Source organism: Actinomycetes bacterium (assembly GCA_035506535.1).
GTDB lineage: Bacteria > Actinomycetota > Actinomycetes > DATJPE01 > DATJPE01 > DATJPE01.
On sequence record DATJPE010000014.1, the window covers coordinates 1 to 21950 of the forward strand.

General features: G+C 71.0%; 17 protein-coding genes. 7 read left to right on the forward strand and 10 right to left on the reverse strand.

Annotated features, from left to right (window positions below; translation table 11 throughout):
• Positions 1-257: 257 nt before the first annotated feature.
• The 5 genes from VMI11_02200 to VMI11_02220 all read right to left on the reverse strand — a co-directional run bounded on the left by VMI11_02200 (position 258) and on the right by VMI11_02220 (position 4625).
• Positions 258-2606: an arylsulfatase gene (locus VMI11_02200; GenBank protein HTY71215.1), complete on the reverse strand. Its 2349-nt coding sequence runs from the start codon at positions 2604-2606 to the stop codon at positions 258-260.
• A 46-nt stretch (positions 2607-2652) separates the two neighbouring features.
• Complete coding sequence (locus VMI11_02205) at positions 2653-3057, reverse strand: SHOCT domain-containing protein (GenBank protein ID HTY71216.1); 405 nt, start codon at positions 3055-3057, stop codon at positions 2653-2655.
• A gap of 169 nt (positions 3058-3226) precedes the next feature.
• A complete protein-coding gene (locus tag VMI11_02210) occupies positions 3227-3466 on the reverse strand; it encodes a hypothetical protein (GenBank protein HTY71217.1) in 240 nt (79 codons plus the stop codon).
• Between the two features lie 126 nt (positions 3467-3592).
• Entirely contained in the window at positions 3593-4378 is a 786-nt protein-coding gene (locus tag VMI11_02215) for a class I SAM-dependent methyltransferase (protein HTY71218.1), read from the reverse strand.
• 37 nt (positions 4379-4415) lie between these two features.
• Positions 4416-4625: a hypothetical protein gene (locus VMI11_02220; protein HTY71219.1), complete on the reverse strand. Its 210-nt coding sequence runs from the start codon at positions 4623-4625 to the stop codon at positions 4416-4418.
• A 317-nt stretch (positions 4626-4942) separates the two neighbouring features.
• Here VMI11_02220 and VMI11_02225 point away from each other — a divergent pair, with 317 nt between their 5' ends.
• On the forward strand, positions 4943-6274 hold the full coding sequence (locus VMI11_02225; protein ID HTY71220.1) for an adenylate/guanylate cyclase domain-containing protein: 1332 nt from the start codon (positions 4943-4945) through the stop codon (positions 6272-6274).
• An 82-nt stretch (positions 6275-6356) separates the two neighbouring features.
• Positions 6357-6722 carry a hypothetical protein gene (locus VMI11_02230; GenBank protein HTY71221.1) on the forward strand — a complete coding sequence of 122 codons (366 nt, stop codon included), beginning with the start codon at positions 6357-6359 and terminating at the stop codon, positions 6720-6722.
• 45 nt (positions 6723-6767) lie between these two features.
• On the opposite strand, the gene VMI11_02235 is transcribed toward VMI11_02230, so the two are convergent.
• Entirely contained in the window at positions 6768-7586 is an 819-nt protein-coding gene (locus VMI11_02235; protein ID HTY71222.1) for an endo alpha-1,4 polygalactosaminidase, read from the reverse strand.
• Between the two features lie 17 nt (positions 7587-7603).
• Positions 7604-10984 (reverse strand): adenylate/guanylate cyclase domain-containing protein, encoded by a 3381-nt coding sequence (locus VMI11_02240; GenBank protein ID HTY71223.1) that lies wholly within the window; start codon positions 10982-10984, stop codon positions 7604-7606.
• Positions 10985-11069: 85 nt separating this feature from the next.
• On the opposite strand from VMI11_02240, the gene VMI11_02245 reads away from it, so the two are divergent.
• The 4 genes from VMI11_02245 to VMI11_02260 all read left to right on the forward strand — a co-directional run bounded on the left by VMI11_02245 (position 11070) and on the right by VMI11_02260 (position 14443).
• Positions 11070-12677: an MFS transporter gene (locus tag VMI11_02245; GenBank protein ID HTY71224.1), complete on the forward strand. Its 1608-nt coding sequence runs from the start codon at positions 11070-11072 to the stop codon at positions 12675-12677.
• A 62-nt stretch (positions 12678-12739) separates the two neighbouring features.
• Complete coding sequence (locus VMI11_02250) at positions 12740-13522, forward strand: NAD(P)H-binding protein (protein HTY71225.1); 783 nt, start codon at positions 12740-12742, stop codon at positions 13520-13522.
• 73 nt (positions 13523-13595) lie between these two features.
• Complete coding sequence (locus VMI11_02255) at positions 13596-13871, forward strand: cyclase (protein ID HTY71226.1); 276 nt, start codon at positions 13596-13598, stop codon at positions 13869-13871.
• Positions 13872-13984: 113 nt separating this feature from the next.
• A complete protein-coding gene (locus VMI11_02260; protein HTY71227.1) occupies positions 13985-14443 on the forward strand; it encodes a MarR family transcriptional regulator in 459 nt (152 codons plus the stop codon).
• Between the two features lie 25 nt (positions 14444-14468).
• On the opposite strand, the gene VMI11_02265 is transcribed toward VMI11_02260, so the two are convergent.
• The 3 genes from VMI11_02265 to glnA are packed head-to-tail and all read right to left on the reverse strand — an operon-like array spanning position 14469 to position 20155.
• Complete coding sequence (locus tag VMI11_02265) at positions 14469-15791, reverse strand: MFS transporter (GenBank protein ID HTY71228.1); 1323 nt, start codon at positions 15789-15791, stop codon at positions 14469-14471.
• A complete protein-coding gene (locus tag VMI11_02270; GenBank protein HTY71229.1) occupies positions 15788-18802 on the reverse strand; it encodes a bifunctional [glutamine synthetase] adenylyltransferase/[glutamine synthetase]-adenylyl-L-tyrosine phosphorylase in 3015 nt (1004 codons plus the stop codon). The genes VMI11_02265 and VMI11_02270 overlap by 4 nt, the downstream gene beginning before the upstream one ends.
• A gap of 15 nt (positions 18803-18817) precedes the next feature.
• Positions 18818-20155 carry a type I glutamate--ammonia ligase gene (gene glnA, locus VMI11_02275; protein ID HTY71230.1) on the reverse strand — a complete coding sequence of 446 codons (1338 nt, stop codon included), beginning with the start codon at positions 20153-20155 and terminating at the stop codon, positions 18818-18820.
• An 82-nt stretch (positions 20156-20237) separates the two neighbouring features.
• Here glnA and VMI11_02280 point away from each other — a divergent pair.
• Positions 20238-21950, forward strand: a 1713-nt coding sequence (locus VMI11_02280; GenBank protein ID HTY71231.1) for an NAD+ synthase, incomplete at its 3' end; no start/stop codon positions are given.

The window sequence follows — 21950 nt, forward strand, 5'->3', positions numbered from 1 at the left end:
CCGGCCATCCGGAACCGGCTACCCGGATACAGCATCTCCTTCGACAAGAAGAAGCAGTACTCACAGTCCAGGTTGCACACCGCCCCCGTCGGCTTCGCCATCACATGAACCGGCCTCGGGAGCCCAGGCATGGTCAGCGACTCCCCCACGTCGACCGTCGACACGGGCCTCATCTCCACTCCTTCATCGCGCCGGTGCGGCCGGCAGGTGTCCCGCCGGCCGCACCGATCCTTGCGCTATCGGTCGAAACGTTGCTGCTAGTCGCGCATGAAGGCCCCCTGGACCTCCTTCTCGCGGTCGATCCACGGATCACCGGAGACGTTCACGACGACCTTCGTCAGGGTGCCGCCGGTGAGCGGCCAGGGCGCCTCACCGGGGTAGTCGGCTGTCACAGGCTCGCCACGGTCCAGGCCGACGTTGAGGCCCTCGCCGGCCAGCGAGAACTTGCCGGGCTGAGTCTTGATCTTCGCGTCGCCGACCGCCTCGTCGTTGATGTACAGCGTGAGCGTGCCGGTGGTCGGCATGTCCGTGCTGTCGTCCTTCACGAAGGAGGCCGAGAGCCTGACCGCGGCGCCGGTCGGGATGGGCTTGCTGGACTCGACGTACTGGTCCTCCATGCCGACGTAGTTGTAGTCGTACTTCAGCTTGCCGTCCTTGATGTAGAGGGCGTGGCCGCCGAAGCGGCAGCCGTGAGCGAACAGCACACCACCGGCCTTGCCGTCCTTGTCGAGGGTGACCTCGGCTGTGATCGAGTACGAACGGTTGCGGACATTCACCGCGACGGCCTCCGGCACCTCGGCGCAGCCCGGGTAGTAGACGTACTGGTCACGCGGCTTGGCCAGCTGCGGCCGCTCGGTGTTGAGGATGGCGACCGCCGTTCGCGTCTCCAGCGGCAGCGCGTTGTACATCCCGGCCTGCGCCCACCACAGGGACGTGAGCTCGGCCAGCTTCGCCGGCTCCTTCTCCGCCAGGTCGTGGCACTCGCTGGGGTCCACGTCGGTGTGGAAGAGCTCCCAACGCTGCGTGGGGAACTCGCCCCAAGCGTCCGGTGTCGCCGGCGTGACCGACGATGCCTTCCAGCCATCGTGGTAGATGGCCCGGGTGCTGAGCATCGAGTAGAACTGCGTCAGCCTGCCCGGAGCCTTCACGTCGTCGAAGGTGGCCTTGAAGCTCGCCCCCTCCAGCGGGATCTGGGTGGCGCCCTTGACGACATCCGGCATCGTCACGCCCAGGCAGTCGTAGATCGTCGGCACGATGTCGATCGCGTGCTGGTACTGGGTCCGGATGCCCGGCTTCTTGATCTTGTCGGGCCACGAGACGATCATCGGGTCGGCTGTGCCGCCCTGGTAGTTGGCGTAGCGCTTCCACATCTTGAACGGCGTGTTGAACGCCCATGCCCAGCCGGTCGGGTAGTGGTTGTAGGTCAGCGGGCTGCCCAGCACGTCGAGGTACTTGATGTTGTCCTCAATCGTGTCGGGGATCCCGTTCATGAACTTGTTCTCGTTGACCGAGCCGTTCGGGCCGCCCTCGCCCGAGGCACCGTTGTCGGACACGATGATGATCAGCGTGTTGTCGAGCTGCCCCGACTCCTCGAGGTAGTCGAGCATGCGGCCGAGCTGGTGGTCCGCGTGGCTCACGAAGCCCGCGTAGACCTCCGCCATTCGGCGGAACAGCTTCTTCTCGTCGTCCTTCAGCGAGTCCCATGGGCGCACGACGTCGAGCGCCGGCCAGTCCTGCCCCTCGGGGCCCTTGAGATCGGTGTAGGGGTTGATCGGCGACAGCTCGGTCTCGTTGCTGATGATCCCCATTGCCTTCTGGTTCTTGAAGACGATCTCGCGATAGGCCTCGTAGCCCATGTCGAACTTGCCCTTGTACTTGTCCGCCCACTCCTTCGGCGCGTGGTGAGGCGCGTGGCCGGCGCCGAACGCGTAGTACAGGAACCAGGGCTTCTCCGGGGCGACGGCCTTCATGTCGCGGATGAACGACATCGCCTTGTCGGTGATGTCGACGGAGAGGTGGTAGCCCTCCTCGGGAGTCTGCGGCGGGTCGACCATGTGGTTGTCCTCGACCAGGTCGGGATACCACTGGTTCGTCTCCGCGCCCAGGAACCCGTACCAGCGGTCGAAGCCACGGCCCGACGGCCAGCCCCGCCGGCGGGAGGCGAGGTTCTCCTCGTCCTCCGCACACAGGTGCCACTTGCCGACCATGAACGTGCTCCAGCCCAGCTCGCCGAGGACCTCGGGCGCCATGGCTGTCTCGAGCGGGATGTGCCCGTTGGCGTTCGGGAAGCCCGACGACGCCTCGGAGATGCAGGCCATCCCGTTCGTGGTGTGGTTGCGCCCGGTCAGGAGACAGGACCGGGTCGGCGAGCACAGGGCGGTCGTGTGGAAGTTGGTGTACCTCAGCCCCCGGTCGGCGATGCGCTTGATGTGGGGGACCTCGATCATCCCTCCGTAAGGCTCCAACGCGGAGAAGCCGACGTCATCGAGGACGACGTACATCACATTGGGAGCGCCTTCCGGCGGGTTCGGCTGGGCGTACGGCGTCCAGTCCGGGGTCGAGTCCTGGATGTCGATGTTGATCACACCGTTGAACGGTTTGCTCATGGTCATGTCCTTTCCTGTCGATGCCGCGAATCGGTTGTGGGAGCGGTCAGCCTGCGGCGAGTGCCTTGGCCTTCCCGGCCTGGAACTCCTCGTCGGTGATCGCGCCCTGGGCCCGCAGGTCCGCCAGCCGAGCGATCTGCTCCGCGGGGCTGGTGGTAGCGGCCACGCTCTGCACGTACGCGCGGGCCGGGGCGTCCTGCGCCTGCGCAGCCTGGGCGGCGCGCTCGTGCATCTTGCCGCCGCGGGCGACCAGGTAGACGAACACCCCCAGGTACGGGAAGACGATGATGAAGATCGTCCACCCGGCCTTGCCCCACCCGGACAGATCCTGGCTTCGGAAGATGTCTGCGAAGACCACGATCAGCAGCCAGATCAAGATGAAGAAGAGGACCAACCACACGAAGGACCAGAAGACCTGTCCGGTTCCGAACTCCGCAGCCAGTGCGGTCATCTCCACTCACTCCTTGGATGCTGTACGAGCCTGCTCACTCGTCGTGCTGCGACCGGGGCGCTCGTGCCCTTGCCCATCTGTTCGCTCCTCGTGTCGGTGCTGCGTTCGTCGTCACTCACGAACCTCGCAGCGCCAGGAGGAGCGGGCATCCCCTACGGACGTATCTCACCTAGGGGAGAGTCGGGGCGTCGACGACGGGCTCGTCAGGGCCGACCGAAACGAGCTCGAGGCCCAGCTCCTGGGTCCGGTCGATGAGACCGGCGAGCTGGGCCTGGTCCGTCACCGGACCGGTCAGCACCGTGGTGCCGTCCTCCCGGGTCATCCGCATGCCGGCGAACAGGAACGCGAACTGCTCCCCCAGCTCGCCACGCAGGACCAGCCGGTACGTCGTCGCACGCTCATTGCTCATCTGCTTCAGCGTCCGCCGAGTCCCCTGGCCTGTCATCACCTGCCGGACGTCTCCCCTAGGTGATTTCGGTTCGAAGGCGTGGAGTTCGGTGGGCGGCTCGCGGCTGGCGCCCCTCGCCGACCGGACTCAAGCGGCGGGTACTCGGGCGACGACCCAGCCGAGCTCTGAGACGATCCGAACACCGATCCCCTCGACGTACATCGGCCCCAGCGCCTCGCGGAGCGCCTCGGCGAAGTGCTCATAGCCGACGTGTCGGATGGGAGGCCAGGAGGGGCCGGCGGACGCGAGCGCGCGCAGCGCGATGTCGAGATCCGGGAACTCGTTGACGACCTGGACCGCTCCGCGGTCGAGAAGGTCCAGTCGAGCGTCCTGCAGCATCTGCTCGGCAACGCCCGGGCGACCCGTCTCGCCCTGGTCCATGGTGGCGGCCCCGTGGTCGGGCGGTGACAGCGCGACGACCGTGGCGAAGTAGGGACCCAGACCCAGCCGCTTGGGGGCTCCCCAGAAGGTGAACCCGACCAAGCCTCCCGGGCGTACGACCCGGGCCGCCTCGACGAGCGCACCCTCACACCCCTTCCAGATGCCGTTGAAGCTCGTCGCGACGTCGAAGCTGTCGTCCTCGAAGGGAAGCGCGAACATGTCCCCGACGCGGAAGTCCCCGTCCGGCGTCCGAGCCCGCGCGATCGTGATCAGCTCCTCCGACGCGTCGAGGCCGGAGACGGCGGCGCCGCGCCGGGCCGCCACGCCCGCCGCATAGCCCGATCCACAGGCGATGTCCAACAGGCGGGTGCCCGGTCCGACACCGGTCCGAGCGAACAGCTCGTCGTTGGCGCTGCGCGCGTACGGCTCGAAGAGGTAAGCCCAGTCGATCGCGCGGGCACCCCAGGCGTGGCCCGACTCGACCCAACCCACGCGCCCCACCTCCTCGACGGTGGCCCCGAGGGTGGTCTCAGTCCGACTGGGCGAGGACGGGGTAGGCCCAGCAGGGGCCGACGCTGATGTCGACGAGGGAGTGCGCCCGGCCGGCGATCGCGAGGCCGGCCTCGTCGATGGCTCTCCGGGCCTGCTCCTCAGCCAGGTTGTCGCCGCTGCGCACCAACAGCCAGCCGCGGCCGGACGGGCTCAGGTCGAGCCGCCAAGGGGAAGTTTCTCGGCTCATGCGCAAGAAATGTACGCCGAGTGAGCCGGGAGCGTTCTCACGATTCGAAGACTTCACGATCCGCGACCGCCTGCAGCGAAGCGTGTCGGAGCCCCCGCCACCACGGCGTTCGGACGGACCTCCGCGCACCCCGTCCCGACGGCGCCACTTCTGCAGAAGTCCCAAATGTCCGGTTCTCATCGACCCGGCGAGGGGACATATGGGACTTCTGCAGAAGGCTCGGGGCGCGATCTACTGCAGGCATCCCCGGTGCCCGGTGCGGGGTCGCCCGAAGGTGAGTCGCCCAGGAAGGGCTCGCTGCGGAGGGAGGTGCGGTCGTGGACCGGCCCGAGACGCGGTACGTGGTCACCCCGGACGGCGTGACGCTCGCCTACCAGCGCTTCGGGCATGGCGACGTCGACCTCGTCTACGTCCCGTACTTCCTGTTCAACGTCGACCTGCTGTGGGACTTCGAACCGATCGCGGCCTGGCTCAGCGAGCTGGCCACGTTCGCGAGGGTGATCGTCCACGACCCCCGGGGTATCGGGTTGTCCGATCGTGGGCCGGAGCCCGGTGACCTCGGCACCCGGATGCGCGACCTGCTCACCATCCTCGATGCGGAGGGCGTCGATCGGGTCAGCCTCCTCGGCTCGCGCAGCTACGGCGGGCTCGGCGCGCTCCTGGCGGCGACCCGCCCGGACCGCGTCGACCGGTTCATCTGGCTGCACGCGGTGGCTCGGGAACGCTGGGCGGAGGACTACCCCTGGGGGTCCACCCTCGACGAGGAGGAGGCCGAGCTGGAGCAGCTCCCGCAGCGATGGGGATCCGCCAGCTCCGGCGAGGAGGCAGCCATCGCCCAGGGTCCGATGGGGCAGGTGGACCACCGGTTCCAGGAGTGGATGGCCCGGGTGCAGCGCGGGTCGGTGACGCCGTCGCGAGCGGTGCTGCTCGTGCGCACGTGGTTCGAGACCGACGTACGGGACGTCCTGCCGAGCGTCACGGTGCCCACCCTCGTCCTCGCTCGCCAGCCGAGCGCCGAACAGGCCCGCTACGTCGCGTCGCGGATCCCGACCGCGCACTTCCAACTGCTCGCCGGTTTCGACGACATGCCGTGGTTCGGGGACACCCGAGAGGTGCTCGACGCCATCCAGGACTTCCTCGGCGTCGAGCCCGTACCCGAGGTACGAGATCGGGCGCTCGCCACCGTCCTGTTCACCGACATCGTGGCCTCGACCAGCCAGGCCGCTCGCCTGGGCGACAGCCGTTGGAACGCCCTGGTGGCCGAGCACCTGCGCCTCCTCCGCGACCTGTTCGCGCGCTTCGGGGGGACCGAGATGGACACGACGGGCGACGGAGTCTTCGCGACGTTCGACAGCCCAGGTGGCGCGCTCGAGTGCGCGGTACGGGCGGTCGCCGCCGTCCAGCCGCTCGGCATCGAGATCCGGGCCGGCGTCCACACCGGTGAGGTCCTGCGCACGGGGATCAAGGACCAAGGGATCGCGGTCGCGATCGGGGCTCGTGTGTGCGCCCTCGCCGGGGCGTCGGAGGTGCTGGCCACGCGGACCGTCAAGGATCTCAGCGCCGGAGCCGGGCTGTCCTTCACGCCCATGGGCGACTACGAGCTGAAGGGTGTGCCCGACACCTGGACGCTGTACCGCGTCACCGCCTGAGCGCCGCGGTCGGGGACCTACGACTCTTCCCGGGCTCGCGGGACGGCGAGACGGTGACGGTGTACGCGGGAGGTGAACCCCCATGAAGACCGCGGACCCCACCCAGCGTGACCAGGCCACTCCCCCCACGAGCAGGGATCTCACCCGTGCCTGGATCTCGGTGGTCCTCATCCCAGTGTTCTTCGTCCTCGCCATCGCGTTCGGCGAGGGCACCAGTTCGCTCCTCGGTTACAACAACGGTGGTTCCTATCCGACGTGGGTCGGCCTGGTCTCCGACGCCGTCGCGACCGTGGTCTGCCTCGCCCCTTGCGTGGCGGCGGTGCTCTTCGGCCGGAAGGCGCGGGAGCTCTCGGTCCGGGCCGCCATCGTCCCGATCGTGATCGGCTACGTCGTCGGTGCCGGGTGGCTTCTCATGACCATCGTCTCCGAGATCGGCAACCTCCTCTGAGCGGAGGCCCGGCCGGGGAGCGGCGCATCGCCGCGTCAGGTCGCATCAGCAGTGCCGGTCGACATAGTCGGTCGAGCCGCGAGGCATGACGTCACGGTCACGTAGCGTGATCGAGATCCTCGCACCACGCGCCCGGCACGCTGCCGTGTAGTACGTCAGCGGGTTGTCGGAGTACTCGATCTCGATGACGTGGCGGCCGTAGACGGACGTGTAGGCGCTGCACTCGGCATACACCTGGCACTCCTCGGCGATCGCGAAGTCGAACCTCGCCTTGGACCTGCCCGTCGACCCGAGCTCGGCCGCGTTCTTCTGGGCCACCGCGAGACCGTCCGCGTGCCCGCGAGCCACGAGCGAACGGGCGAAGGCGAGGTTCTCGGCGCGCGTCAGGAGCCCTTTCGAACGGGTCCAGGAGTCGAGGTTGTCGGGTTCCACGGCGCGAAAGCCCTTGTGGGCGCAGGAGTCGAACCACGCGCCGATGATGCGCAGCAGCGCGGACCGGCTCGTCGCCGTACGCGTGTTCAGCAGGTACTCCCCCGGCCAGCCCGGGTCCTCCACCAGGTGGCCGGCGGAGTCGTGGAGGAGCAGTGTCGGGTGCTTCTTCCTCCACCAGGAGTCCTCCTCCGCCTGGGTCTGGAAGGCGTTGACGTAGCAGATCGAGTAGATCCCCTTGGCCGGCGTGCTGAGCCGGTCACGGTCGACGATGCGCACGCCGTGCGCCGGTGGATAGGAACCACCGATCTGGTAGTCGAAGGTCGCGTTGACGGGAGGGAGCGTGACCGTACGCGCTCCGCTCGCGGCCGTCGGCAGCAGAGCGCCGGCCACGGCGAGGAGGAGCACCACAGCGCGGAACGCACGAGTCGTCATGGAGGGGTCATCGGCGCTCAGGACGCCGCGATGCAGTCCACCTCGTCGACCCGGACGGGGGCGTTCATGTCCGCGAAGAGCTCCCGTGCCTGGCGCAGGGGCGGGCCAGCGTCGTCCGGACGGCCGAGGGCGAGCAAGGTACGCCCGAGTCCCAGGAGCGCGAAGGCCGTCTCGGTGACCACACCGAAGTCCCGCCACCGCCGAACGGACTCCTCGTAGGCGGCCGCGGCCTCCTCGAGGTCTCCTGACGCCTCCAGGATCATGGCTCGGCAGTGGCACAGGGCGTGGTCGGTGTACGGCCACCGGGGCGGTACGTCGGCGACGAGGCGCCGCGCCAGACCGAGGTCACCGAGGAGCAGGGCAGCGCGGACCAGGTCGGGAAGAACGATCGCGAGGGATGAGTCCGCCTTGACCTGAGCGTCGCCCGCGAGGCCGTCCAGCAGGGAGGCGGCCTGAGCGCGATGTCCGAGAGCGGCGTGGGCGCACGCGACCGAGGTGAGTACGCTGGCTCGCCACTGCGGGTCGGCCAGTCGCACGGCGGTCGCCTCGAGCCAGTCGAGTGAGTCGCTCGCCCGTTCGGCCTCACCCTTGACGAGAACGGCCCGGAGCCGGCTCCCCCGGGCCATGAGGAGCCGGATGTCGTCCCCGGCGGGGACCTGCTCGATCTGCACGGCGATCGCATCGAGGACCTCGTCGAGGCGCCCCAGGGAGGCGGTCGCGTCCAGCAGGTCGAAGGACATCCAGCTCTCGACGAGGGTGTTCCCGCGAGCCCGGGCGAAGGCCAGTGCCTCCTGAGCCCGGTCGAGCTGAGCCTGCGGTCCGTCGAAGAACCCGGCCAGGGAGCTCAGGTTCGTGTGGGCGGTCATCCCTTCGGGACCTCCGCCGTGCTCCCCCGCGAGCTCCATCGCGGTTCTGAGGTCCGCCATCCCCGCCCGGTCGCCAAGGTTGCACAGCGCCAGCCCCCGACGGGCGTACGCGCCGGTGGGATCCAGACCGTTCTCGTCCGCGACCCGAAGCGCCGTCGTCGTCAGCTCGAGCGCCCGCTCGTTGTGGCCGCGCAGCGCCTCGTCGCCCGCCAGCGCGGCGAGGGCCTCGACGTACTCCTGGCTCGGCGGCAGGGACTCCAGCAGCGCGAGGGCCTGCTCGTTGAGCTCGTGACGGGTGACGTTGTCACCCATCCGGAACGCCGGCCACGCCTCCAGCCGCAGCGCGCGAGCCTGCGACGGCCGATCCCCTCGTGCGGCGAACAGCGCCGCCGCCTCGGCGGCGGCCCGGCGGGCCTCCGGGAACCGGGCAGCGGCGGACGCCGCCTCGGCGAACCCGAGCAGGAGCGGAGCCTTCAGGTCCGAGGGCTCGGGAATCAGCGCGAGTCCTCGCTCGAAGGCCACCAACGCCGCCGAGATGTCGAGGCCGAGGGCTCGGTGACCAGCGAGGGTGAGGAAGCGCACCGCGGGATCGCGGAGACCCTCGGCCTCCTCGGACCGCCCGGCGGCGGTGAGCAGCTCGACCGCGGTCGCGTAGTGGTGGGCGAGGATGTCCGCGACGTCCTCGACCCGTTCCCCGGTGGCGGCCTCCATCCACCGGGCAACCGCGACGTGGCGCCGCGCGCGCGCATCTCGCGGGAGCTGGGCGTAGGCGACGTCACGGGTGAGGACGTGCCAGAACGCGTACTCGGTCTCCTGCTCGATGGACGGACGGCGGGACAGGCGTACGAGCTGACGCCGGGAGAGCTCGTGCAGCTGGTGAGAGATCTCGGGCAGGTCGCGTCCGCCCATCGCGGCGAGCGCCCCGACCCAGAAGACCTTCCCGACCACGGCTGCGTCGCCGAGGAGGGCCCGCTCGCCCGGCTCGAGGGTGTCCAGCCGGGCGGCGATCAGTGCCTGCACCGAGTCCGGAAGAGCCGGGACGTCCCCCGCGGCGGCCGTCTCGTGCAGCAGGTCCCGGTCCCGCAGCAGGCGGACGTACTCCTCGACGAACAGCGGGTTGCCGCCGGCCCGTTCCAACAAGGCTCGTTCGACGTCGGCCGGCAGGTGCGCTCCGTCGGCGAGGGCGGTCACCAGGCGCGCGGACTCACTGGCGGAAAGCGGTTCGAGGTTGATCCGGTTGACGTTCGTGAGCCCGGTCGCGAAGGCCGGGTGCCGGTCGAAGAGCTCCGGGCGTGCGGTCCCGACCACCAGCAGCGGCACCCCGACAGCGCGGTCGGCCAGATCCGCGACGAAGGCCAGCATCGCCGGGTCGGCCCAGTGCAGGTCCTCCACGACGAGTACCGCGGGGTTCTCCTCGGCCAGGCTCTCCAGGAACCGCCGCCAGGCGGTGAACAGCTCCTCGCGTCCCACCGCGGGCGCACCTTCGACCCCGACCAGCGGGAGGAGGCGCTGGCGCAGCCAGGCGCGGTCGGCGCCCGTCGGCAGCACCGCCTCCAGCTTGGCCGCGGCCACCGCGGGCTGGTCGGACTCGAGGATGCCGGCGTGCGCCTTGACGATCTCACCGAGCGCCCAGAACGTGATGCCGTCGCCGTAGGGCAGGCACCTCCCCTGGCGCCACGACACCAGGCCCGGCCGGGCGTCGACGTACCGGAACAGCTCCGCCACCGAGCGGGACTTGCCGATGCCCGGCTCGCCGACGACGAGGACTAGCTGGGCCGAGGAGGCGGCGACCGCCTTCTCGAACATCCCCTGCAGGATCGCCTGGTCGACCTCGCGACCCACGAACGGGCCGTCGTGAACCCGCGTCAGGTCGGTCCCGAACCGCGACAGCGGATGCAGGGCCTGGAAGACGTGGACCAGCCCGGACTTACCCTTGACCTCGGCGGGCGGCAGCTCGGTGTAGGCGAAGACCGCCGCGGTCGCCTCGTACGTCGACGCGCCGACGACCACCCCCATCGGCGGCGCGAGGGACTGCAGGCGGGAGGCGGTGTTGACCGCGTCCCCGGCGAGGAATCCCTCGCCCGCCCCCGGCGCCACGCCCCGGCGGACCAGGACCTCGCCGGTGTTGACCCCCAGGCGCAGGCGCAGCGCCTCGCCCGAGGGGGTCGTGACCGACTCCGCGTCCTCGGCGATCCGCAGGGCCGCTCGCACCGCCCGCTCGGGGTCGTCCTCGTGCGACACCGGCACCCCGAAGACGCCGACCACCGCGTCGCCGATGAACTTCTCCACCACCCCGCCGTAGGACTCGATCAGCCGCCGCGCCAGCGCGAAGTACGCACGCAGCATCCGGTCCACGTCCTCGGGGTCGGCCCTCTCCGACGTCGAGGTGAACCCGACCAGGTCGCAGAACACGACCGTGACGACGCGCCGCTCCCCGACCTCGCCACCCTGAGTCGGCCGCTGTGGCGCGCCGCAGAAGGGGCAGAACGCGAAGGCGCCCTCCAGGTCCCGACCGCAGGCGGTGCATGCCACATGAGAACGGTAGGGCCGACCACCCTGTGCGGCCTCCCCCTACGATGATCGCCGCGGGCACGAGCGACTCGAGGAAGGGGCGCCCATGGCAGGGGGCACGGGTACGACGGTCACCCAGGAGCAGGCGGCGGCGCCCGACCGGCAGGGCCTGGTCCTGACCTGCCTCATCCTGGTGGCGGCGGTCGCCAACCTCCCTCTGGCAGTCGCCAACGTCGCCCTGCCGGACATCGGCGTGCACTTCAACGCCTCGCAGACCCAGCTGAACCTTGTCGCTGTCTGCTACAGCCTGGGCTTGGCCATGTCGGTGCTGTGGCTCGGCGCCGTCGGCGACCGTTACGGACGCAAGCAGATGCTGCTCGTCGGCGTCGTGCTGTCCGTGCCCGCCTGCATCCTCGCGGCCTGGGCCCCGCAGATCTGGGTGCTCATCGTCGCGCGACTCGTCGGGGGCATCGCGGCCGGCATGTCCTACCCGACCACGCTCTCGCTCATCACCGCCCTGTGGTCGGGACCCGGACGCACCCGCTCCATCGCCCTGTGGTCGGCGACCGGCGGCGCGATCTCGGCGCTCGGCCCCCTGGTGTCCGGCCTGCTGCTGCAGCACTTCTGGTGGGGGTCGGTCTTCCTCATCACCCTGCCGATCATCGTGATCGCGCTCCCCATGGCGATCCGGCTGGTCCCGAGCCACGTCAACGAGACCACCGACCCGGTCGACAACCTCGGCGGCATCCTGTCCGCGCTGCTCGTCGGGGCGATCATCCTGGCCATCAACTTCGCCGCCGTACCCAACGAGGGAACCCTCGTGCTGAGCCTGGCCATCATCGGCGCCGCTGCCATCGTGGCCTTCCTGCTGCGGGAGCGGCGGGCCGAGTTCCCGCTCTACGACCTCCGGGTCGCCGCTCGCCGGGTGTTCTGGGTGGCCGCTTGCGCCGGGATCATCGTGTTCGGGTCGCTCATGGGTGCCATGTTCATCGGCCAGCAGTTCCTGCAGAACGTCCTCGGCTACTCGACGGTCGACGCGGGTTTCGCGATCCTGCCGGCCGCCTTCTTCATGGTGCTCATCGCCCCGCGCTCGGCCAAGCTCGTGGAGGCCAAGGGCGCTCGCGTGACCCTGCTCCTCGGCTACGCGGCCATCATGGCGGGCTTCCTCACCATGCTCCTGCTGTGGAAGGAAGGCAGCCACTACTGGGAGGTCGGGCTCGGCTACGCGCTCGTCGGCGCGGGCGTCGGGTTCGCGGGCACGCCAGCGTCGCACTCGCTGACCGGCTCGGTTCCGGTGACCAGGGTGGGCATGGCCTCGGGCACCGCCGACCTCCAGCGCGACCTCGGCGGGGCGATCATGCAGTCGATCATGGGGGCGCTGCTCACCGCCGGGTACGCCGCCGCGGCCAACGCGGCGATCGCCGCGTCGCCTCAGTCGGACAAGATCAACTCGAGCGTGCAGAGCGAGCTGACCAAGTCCTTCGACGGGGCGACGGACATCGCCAAGCAGTACCCGCAGTACTCCAACCAGATCATCGCGGCGGCCAAGCAGTCGTTCCTGCAGGGCCAGCACTGGGCGTACTCGGTCGGGATCATCGCGGTCGCCGTCGGCGCCGTCCTCGTCTACTTCTTCTTCCCGAAGGGCGCGGAGGAGAAGCGGCTGCTCGCCGAGTACCACCGCCAGGACACGGCGGAGGCGCACAGCGCCGCGTGACCGGCACGTCCCCACGCAGTCCCTAGGCTGGTGGCCCGAGCCGCGCTCGAGGAGGCACCCGCGTGATCGTCGCCGTCACCAGCCCGGGCGGACGCCTTGGCCGCCGCGTCGTCCGTCTCGCCCTCGCCGACGAGACGGCCCAGGTCCGCCAGCTCAGCCATTACGACGGCAACGACTACACGGTCGTCAACCTGCCCTCGGGCGCCGGGCTGTCCGAGGCCCTCGCCGGGGTCGAGGTGCTCGTGCACACGGCCTCCTCGACGAAGGACCCGTGGTCGGTCGACGTGCAGGGTGCCCGGCGCATCGTCGAGGCAGCCGACCGATCGAGCCTGCGCCACCTCGTCTACGTGTCGATCGTCGGCGTGGACCGCGTCCCCTACGCCTACTACCACGCCAAGTTCGCCGCCGAGCAGGTGCTCCTCGGGTCGGGACTGCCGGTCACCATCGTGCGCGCCACCCAGTTCCACACCTTCCTCGACGACCTGCTGCGCCAGCAACGGCACGGCCCGCTGCTCGCGATCCCCTCCGGGTGGCGGATCCAGCCGGTCGACGTCGACGAGGTCGCGGCCTACGTCTGGGAGGTGGCGCTGGGCGAACCCGGCCACGACGTCCTCGAGATGGCCGGACCGCAGGAGATCGGCTCCAGGGACCTCGCGCGGCTGTGGGCCAGCACGTGGATCGAGGAGCACCCCGAGGAGGTCGCCCCCAAGCCGCGCGTGCTGCCCCTCCCGGTGCCCGGCAAGCTGGCGAAGGCGTTCAAGCAAGGCCTGGCCCTGCCCGGCCCCGGTGCGCACCTGGGCACCGTCACCTACGCCCAGCACCTCGAGGCTCAGCTCCTGGCGTAGAATTTGCTTGACTTCTAGCTACTTGAGGTCTAGGAAACTACCAGCAGGTCATCCACTCACGCTGGAGGTAGCCATGACCACGATCGCAGTTCGGCACTCGGTGGCCGACTACGACACCTGGAAGCTCGTCTTCGACGAGCACGAGAAGATCCGCCGCAGCCACGGTGCGACGGAGCATCGAGTGCTCCGGGAGGGCAACAACGTCCTGGCGCTGATCCACTTCCCCGACGCCGCATCGGCTCGCACCTTCAGCGAGGACCCCAGCCTGCACGACGCCATGGAGCGTGGCGGCGTCCTCGGCGCACCGGATGTGAGCGTCTGGGACCAGGACGTCGAGGAGCGGTACTGACTGCGCAGGCTCCGCGGCCGAAGGGCTCCCCTCGTAGCGGGAGCCCTTCGGCGACTGCCGACGCCTTCGAGCGCGAGTTCCCCGGGGGCAGCGAGTCCGCCAACGCCTGCATGATGGCACTCGTCCAGACCGCTGAGGCCTTCCTGGGGGTGGTCGACCAGGCCCTGCGCGACCACGGACTGTCCCGGGCCGGACGTCAGGCCCTCGCCGTCATCGATGGTGCGGGCGAGCCCTTGTCCCCCACTGCCATCGCTGATCGGCTCATCGTCACCACCGCGAGCGTCACGTCGCTCCTCGACACCCTCGAGCGCAAGGGCTTGCTGATGCGCCGGCCCGACCCGGACGACCGGCGCAGGCTGCACGTCGTGCTCACCGACGCGGGTCGCGAGGCGGTCGAGGACTTCCTGCCTCAAGTCGTCGCCCTGCAGACGGCTGCCCTGTCGGGCCTGGCCGAGGCCGAGCGTCAGACCCTCCTCGACCTGCTCCGCCGGATCGAGGCGGGCGTCGCCGCGGTCGATGCACGAGCCGTGGTCGCGGCGGCCCCTCGCCGGGGGACCCCGCGCCGCGGCTGAGGCAGGATCGGCCGGCACCCAGGGGTCAGCTGGCGTCGGCGGGTTCAGGATCCGGGATCGGACCCACCTGGGACGAGGACCGCTCGTCCTCGGGAAGCGAGATCACCGCGGGTGCGGACAGCGCGTCCAGCCGGTTGACGAGCCGGTCCTGGCGCCAGACCAGCCGGAAGATCAGCATCGACGCCAGCCCCACCACCCCGGCGAGCGAGACGGCGCGGGCGGCACCGAGGGACTCCGCGGCCCAGCCCATGACCAGGTAGGCCACGGCAGAGGCGGCGTTGAACCCCGCGAAAGCCATGCCCACCACCCGCCCACGACGCGCGGGAAGGGTCAGCTGGACGACCGAGGCGATGATCGTGATGACGAACGCGGTCATGCTCCCCGCGACGAACCACAGGCCGAACGCCACCGCCGGCTCGGGGTCGATCGACGTGGCGAACAGGGTGAGGCAGGACAGGCAGGCCATCGGGACGATCAGGGGCACCTGGTCGGGAAGCCGTACCCGGCTGAGCACCGCCGCGCCGACGAAGGAGCCCGCCGGAGCCGCCGCCAGCAGCAGCCCGCTCGTGGTGGCCGACTGCCCTGGGTGGTAGCCGACGGCCACCGCCTCCGGTGCGCTGAAATAGAGGGTGGAGATCCAGCTGACGAGGACGATGGGCCGCTTGAGCGGGTCCCGGAAGATCTCGCGCGCGCCCAGCTTGACGTCGGCGAGCAGGCGCCGGACCGACGTACCGGTCTCGTCCGCCGCCGGGCGGGCTCGCACCTGGGTTCGGACCAGGGCGTAGGAGACGAGGAAGGTCAGAGCGTCGAGGGCGAGGACCTCGCGGGCACCGATGAGCTGGATGACGATCCCGCCCACGACGAAGCCGCCGACCTGCATGCCGAGGTTGACCATGCGACCGGCCGCCTGAGCGGCGGTGAACTCGCTGGGGTCACGCAGGATGTCGGCGTACAGCGCGGTCCGGGCGCTGGCGAACGGCCCGGTGGCGAGCTCGGAGACCAGGAGCAGGGCGAGGAGGGGCGCGATCGACGTCCCGGGGCCGGCCAGGAGGGCCAGGAACCCGATGACGAGGGCTCGGAGCAGGTCGCAGACGACCATGACGGTGCGGCGCGGGTAGCGGTCCGCGAGCGACCCGAGCATCGCCTTGGCCACCACGCCCGGGATGAAGCTGACCGCGAGGGTCGCGGCGGCGGCGAGCAGGCTGCCGCTGCGCTCGTAGACGAGCAGGGTGAGCGCGATCCGCGCGACCTGGTCGCCGGCGTCGGAGCAGACCTGGGCGAGGAGCAGCCCGCGCACCTCGCGGTTGCGCCACACCTCACGCAGCGGAGCTCGCCCCGAACGGCTCACGCGTAGAACACCCTCTCCACCACGGCCCGAGCGCGGCGCGTGGTCCGTCGGTAGTCCTCCACCAAGTCACCGGTCCGTCCCGGAGAGTAGCCGACGACCCGGGCGACGGCGGCCAGTTCGCGTACGTCGGACGGCAGGGTGTCCGACGCGCGGCCGCGGACCAGCGTGATCGCGTTGCGCACGCTGGTCGCCGTCTCCCACGCGTGCGCGAGCACCGACGCGTCCTCCGGCGTCATGAGGCCGGCGGCGACCCCGGCGGCCAGCGCCTGGAGGGTCCTGGTGGTCCGCAGCGCCGGCACGTCGGCTCCGTGCCGCAGCTGCAGGAGCTGGATCGTCCACTCCACGTCGGCCAGCCCGCCACGGCCCAGCTTGGTGTGCAGGGTCGCGTCCGCCGCGCGCGGCAGCCGCTCGCCCTCCACCCTGGCCTTGATCCGTCGGACCTCGCGGACGTCGGCCTCGGTGAGCCCGGCGGGCGGGTAGCGCACGGGGTCGACGAGGTGGACGAACTGTTGTCCGAGGTCCGCGTCGCCCGCGGCCGGCTCGGCCCTCAGCAGCGCCTGCGCCTCCCAGACCAGCGACCAGCGGGCGTAGTAGGCCGCGTATGACGCGAGGGTGCGCACCAGCGGGCCGTTGCGCCCCTCGGGTCGAAGGTTGGTGTCGACGACGAGGGGCGGGTCGGTGGTCGGGATGGCCAGGAGCCGGCGCATCTCCTCGGCCACAGCATGGGCCGCGGTCTGCGCATCGCGCTCGTCGGCCCCTGGGCGCGGGTCGTGCACGAACATCACGTCGGCGTCGCTGCCGTACCCGAGCTCGTGACCCCCGAAGCGGCCCATGGCGACGACGAGGACCCGGGTCGGCAGCGGAGTACGGCGTTCCGCCTCGATGGCTCGCGTCGCGATGCGCAGGCCGGCGTCCAGCGCGGCAGCAGTCACGTCGGACAGGGCGTCTCCGACCCCCTTGACGTCGAGGAGGCCGAGCAGGTCGGCGCAGGCGATCCGGAACAGCTCGCGCCGGCGCACGCCACGTACCGCCGTGATCGCCTCGACCTGGTCGGTGTAGCGCCCGGCGAGCGCGAGCATCTCCGATCCCAGCACCTCGCGCGAGCGCGGCGTGAGCTCCTCGTCGGAGGCGAGCAGCTGCACGGCCTCGGGGGCCCGCAGCAGCAGGTCGCTCGCGTAGCGGCTGGAGGCGAGGACGGCGGCGAGGCGCTCGGCCGTGACGCTCTGGTCGCGCAGGAGCCGTAGGTACCAGGGCGTGGAGCCCAGCGCGTCGCTCACCTGGCGGAAGCCGAGCAGGCCGGCGTCGGGGTTGGGGTGGTCGGCGAACCAGGCGAGCATCACCGGGAGGAGGGTCTGCTGGATCGCCGCCCGACGGGACACCCCGGACGTCAGCGCCTCGATGTGCCTCAGCGCGCGCTCCGGGTCGGCGTACCCGAGCGCCTCCAGCCGCTGTTCGGCCGCCTCGGGTGTCAGTCGCGCCTCCTCGGCCGGCAGCCGGGCGACGGCGTTCAGCAGCGGACGGTAGAAGAGCTTCTCGTGCAGGCGGCGCACCTCGCGGGCGTGCCGGGACCAGGTGCGCGTCAGGTCCTCGACCGGCTGCTCGCGGAAGCCCAGCGAGCGCGCCAGCCGGCGCATCCCCGGCTCGTCGTCAGGGACGACGTGCGTGCGCTGCATCCGGAACAGCTGCAGCCGGTGCTCCATCGAGCGAAGGAACCGGTACGCCCGGTCGAGCTCGGCTGCGTCGTCGCGCCCGACGTACCCGCGGGTGGACAGCTGTTCCAGCGCCTCCAACGTCGAGGCCGAGCGCAGGAAGACATCGGTGCGGCCGTGGACGAGCTGGAGCAGCTGCACCGCGAACTCGACGTCGCGCAGCCCCCCTCGGCCGAGCTTGATCTGGCGCTGCGCCTGCCCCGCGGGTACGTGCTCCTCCACGCGCCGGCGCATCGCCTGGACGTCCTCGACGAAGTGCGGCCGGGCCGCGGCACCCCAGACGAAGGGCGCCACGTCGTCGACGAAGCGCGTCCCCAGCTCGCGGTCCCCGGCCGCCGGGCGGGCCTTGAGGAGGGCCTGGAACTCCCAGGTGCTCGCCCAGCGCTCGTAGTAGGCCAGGTACGAGGCGGGCGTGCGCACGAGGGCGCCCTGACGCCCCTCCGGCCGCAGGTTCGCGTCGACCGGCCAGATGACGCCCTCGGGGGTGTGGGCGGAGCAGACCTGCATGACCGCGGTCGAGAGCCTCGTCGCCGCAGCCAGCGCCGCCGTCTCCTCCACGCGATCGGCCGGCTCGGCGACGAAGAGCACGTCGACGTCGCTGACGTAGTTCAGCTCCCGTCCGCCGCACTTGCCCATGGCCACGATCGCGAGCCGGACCTGGTCCGCGGCCGGCTCGTGCTCCGCCATGGCGATCCGCAGCGCGGCCTCGAGCGCGGCGTCGGCGAGCGCGGCCAGCCCCGCGGCGACGTGCTCGACACCGAGCTCTCCGACCAGGTCGCGGGCGGCGAGGGCGAGCACCCGGCGGCGGTAGGCCACCCGCAGGGCGTCGCGGCCCGCCGCACCGGTACGGACGGCCCTGGACTGGGGGTCCCACGGATCGGCACCCACGGCGCGCAGGAGGTCTTCGCGCGGGTCGCGTCCGTCCAGCGCGGCGTCTTCGTCGGGGGCGAGGACGCGGACCTGGTCCGGGTGGCGAGCCAGGTGCTCGCCCAGGGCGAGGCTGCCCCCCAGGACGGCGACCAGCCGGCGCAGCCACGTACCCGACTCCTCCGCTACCGCGTCCCGCACGAACCGGCGCGCGAGCGGGCCGGCCTCGAGCACGCGGACGAGGCCGGCGAGGGCAAGGTCCGGGTCCGCGGCGTCCCCGAGGGTGTCGAGCAGCCCCTCGCCGGCCGCGTCGTCGAGGGAGGGGTCCAGCCGCTGGAGGTCTGCGAGCAGGTCCTCGACCCGCGCGACGTCGGCGAACCCCAGCCGGACGAGACGCCCGGCGAGCGTGGACGTGCGGCCTGTGGGCTGGGTCACCGGACTGCGGCGCCCCTACAGGACGGGCAGGTAGCGGTCGCGCTCGAAGACCGTCACCTGGGAGCGGTACTCCTGCCACTCGGCCCGCTTGTTGCGCAGGAAGAAGTCGAAGACGTGCTCACCGAGGGTCTCGGCGACGAGCTCGCTGCCCTCCATGACCGCGATCGCCTCCTTGAGGTTCTGCGGGAGCGGCTCGATGCCGAGCGCGCGACGCTCCGCCTCGGTGAGCGACCAGACGTCGTCCTCGGCGCCGGGCGGCAGCTCGTAGTTCTGCTCGACCCCCCGGAGCCCGGCGGCCAGCAGCACGGCGAAGGACAGGTACGGGTTGCACGCGCTGTCCATCGAGCGGACCTCGATCCGCGTGGACTGGCCCTTGCCCGGCTTGTACATCGGCACCCGGACCATCGCGGAGCGGTTGTTGTGCCCCCAGCAGACGTACGCCGGCGCCTCGCCGCCGCCGTAGAGGCGCTTGTAGGAGTTCACCCACTGGTTGGTGACGGCGGTGATCTCCGGCGCGTGCCGCAGCAGGCCGGCGATGAACGCGCGGGCGACCTTGGAGAGCTGGTACTCCGCGCCGGCCTCGAAGAAGGCGTTCCGGTCGCCCTCGAACAGCGACAGGTGGGTGTGCATCCCCGAGCCGGCGTGCTCGGTGTACGGCTTGGGCATGAAGGAGGCGTAGAGGTTCTGCTCCAGCGCGACCTGCTTCATCACCAGCCGGAAGGTCATGATGTTGTCGGCCGTGGTCAGCGCGTCGGCGTACCGCAGGTCGATCTCCTGCTGGCCCGGCGCCCCCTCGTGGTGGCTGAACTCCACGGAGATGCCCATCGCCTCGAGCATCGTGATGGCCTGGCGCCGGAAGTCCTGGCCGACCCCGTGCGGGGTGTGGTCGAAGTAGCCGGAGGAGTCGACCGGCACCGGGGCCCGTCCCGGTTCCGGCTGGTCCTTGAACAAGAAGAACTCGATCTCGGGGTGGGTGTAGAAGGTGAAGCCCAGCTCCGCGGCCCGGCCGAGCGCGCGCTTCAGGACGTAGCGCGGGTCGGCGTAGCTCGGGGTGCCGTCGGGCATGAGAATGTCGCAGAACATCCGCGCGACGCCGGGTGACTCCGAGCGCCACGGCAGCACCTGGAAGGTCGCGGGATCCGGCTTGGCCAGCATGTCGGACTCGTACACGCGCGCGAAACCCTCGATCGCCGAGCCGTCGAAGCCGATGCCCTCGGCGAACGCGCCCTCGAGCTCGGCCGGTGCCACCGCGACCGACTTGAGGAAGCCGAGCACGTCGGTGAACCAGAGACGGACGAACCGGATCTCGCGCTCCTCCAGGGTGCGGAGGACGAACTCCTGCTGCTTGTCCACGGACCCATCCTGCCGTGCGCACGTGTCCCACGGGTAACACACCGCGCGGACACGGCGAGACGGGTCGTGAAAGGCTTCAGCCGTGCCCCAGCTGCGGCTCGCCCTGGCCCAGGCCGACCCGACGGTGGGCGACATCGCGGGCAACGCCGCACTGGTGCTCGACCGCGCCGCGGCGGCCCACGCGGCGGGTGCGCACCTGCTCGTCCTCCCGGAGATGTTCCTGACCGGCTATCCCGTCGAGGACCTCGCGCTGCGTCCGTCCTTCATCGAGGCGTCACGCAACGCGGTCGTCGCGCTGGCGGCGGACCTCACCGACGCCAGGCTGGGCGAGGTCGTCGTCATGGTCGGCTTCCTGGACCGGCTCGAGGACGCCCCCGACGTCGTCGGCCGCCCGCGCCGCTCGCCGCAGAACGCGGTCGCCGTGCTGCACCGGGGATCGGTCGTGGCGCGCTACGCCAAGCACCACCTGCCCAACTACGGAGTGTTCGACGAGTACCGCTACTTCGTCCCGGGGACCGAGACGGTCGTCGTGCGCGTACACGGCGTCGACGTCGCGATCGCCATCTGCGAGGACCTGTGGCAAGACGGCGGGCCGGTCGCTGAGTACGCCGCGCGCGCCCCCGGCCTGCTCGTGGTACCGAACGGGTCGCCCTACGAGCGCAACAAGGACGACGTACGTCTCGCGCTGTGCCGCCGCCGCGCGGCGGAGGCCGGCTGCACGCTGGCGTACCTCAACACCGTCGGCGGCCAGGACGAGCTCGTCTTCGACGGGGACTCCCTCGTCGTCGCGGCGGACGGCGGGGTGCTGGCCCGCGGGCCCCAGTTCGCCGAGGAGCTGCTCGTGCTGGACCTGGACCTGCCGCTCGCCGATCAGGAGCGTCTCGTCGAGGCGGTGACCTCGGCCGGGCCGCTGCCGGCGTACCCGCCGTTGCCCGCCCCGACGTACGAGCGGCTGAGCGACCCGGCCGAGGTGTACGCCGCGCTGGTCCTCGGGCTGCGCGACTACGCCGGCAAGAACGGCTTCCGCTCGGTGGTGCTCGGGCTCTCCGGCGGCATCGACTCCGCGCTGGTGGCGACGATCGCCTGCGACGCACTGGGGCCGGACGCTGTGCACGCCGTCTCGCTGCCGAGTGTGTACTCCAGCTCGCACAGCCTCTCGGACGCGGCGGACCTCGCCGGGCGGACCGGCCTGCACTACCGGGTGGTCGAGATCGCGCCGATGGTGGCCGCCTTCGTCGACTCCCTGGGGCTGACCGGCCTCGCCGAGGAGAACGTGCAGGCCCGCGTGCGGGGGACGACGTTGATGGCGCTCTCGAACAGCGAGGGCCACCTCGTGCTCGCGACCGGCAACAAGAGCGAGCTCTCGGTCGGCTACAGCACGATCTACGGCGACGCCGTCGGCGGCTTCGCGCCGCTGAAGGACGTACCGAAGACCCTGGTCTTCGCGCTGGCCCGGTGGCGCAACGACGACGCGGCCGCTCGTGGCGAGGTCCCGCCGATCCCCGAGCACACCATCACCAAGCCGCCGTCGGCGGAGCTGCGGCCCGGCCAGCTGGACACCGACTCACTCCCCGACTACGCGCTCCTCGACGACGTGCTCGACGACTACGTGGAGGGCGACCGGTCGGCTGCCGACGTGGTGGCAGACGGCTTCGAGCCGGCCCTCGTCGAGCGGGTCATGCGCATGACCGACGGCGCGGAGTGGAAGCGCCGGCAGTACCCGCCGGGCACGAAGATCACCGTACGTGCCTTCGGCCGCGACCGTCGGCTCCCCATCACCAACGCCTGGCACGAG

Coding starts and splice junctions, on each gene's coding strand:
- VMI11_02260 (HTY71227.1), top strand. CDS start 13,985: ATGGCACTCGTCCAGACCGCTGAGGCCTTCCTGGGGGTGGTCGACCAG.
- VMI11_02245 (HTY71224.1), top strand. CDS start 11,070: ATGGCAGGGGGCACGGGTACGACGGTCACCCAGGAGCAGGCGGCGGCG.
- VMI11_02235 (HTY71222.1), bottom strand. CDS start 7,586: ATGACGACTCGTGCGTTCCGCGCTGTGGTGCTCCTCCTCGCCGTGGCC.
- VMI11_02230 (HTY71221.1), top strand. CDS start 6,357: ATGAAGACCGCGGACCCCACCCAGCGTGACCAGGCCACTCCCCCCACG.
- VMI11_02220 (HTY71219.1), bottom strand. CDS start 4,625: ATGAGCCGAGAAACTTCCCCTTGGCGGCTCGACCTGAGCCCGTCCGGC.
- VMI11_02205 (HTY71216.1), bottom strand. CDS start 3,057: ATGACCGCACTGGCTGCGGAGTTCGGAACCGGACAGGTCTTCTGGTCC.
- VMI11_02210 (HTY71217.1), bottom strand. CDS start 3,466: ATGAGCAATGAGCGTGCGACGACGTACCGGCTGGTCCTGCGTGGCGAG.
- VMI11_02200 (HTY71215.1), bottom strand. CDS start 2,606: ATGAGCAAACCGTTCAACGGTGTGATCAACATCGACATCCAGGACTCG.
- VMI11_02255 (HTY71226.1), top strand. CDS start 13,596: ATGACCACGATCGCAGTTCGGCACTCGGTGGCCGACTACGACACCTGG.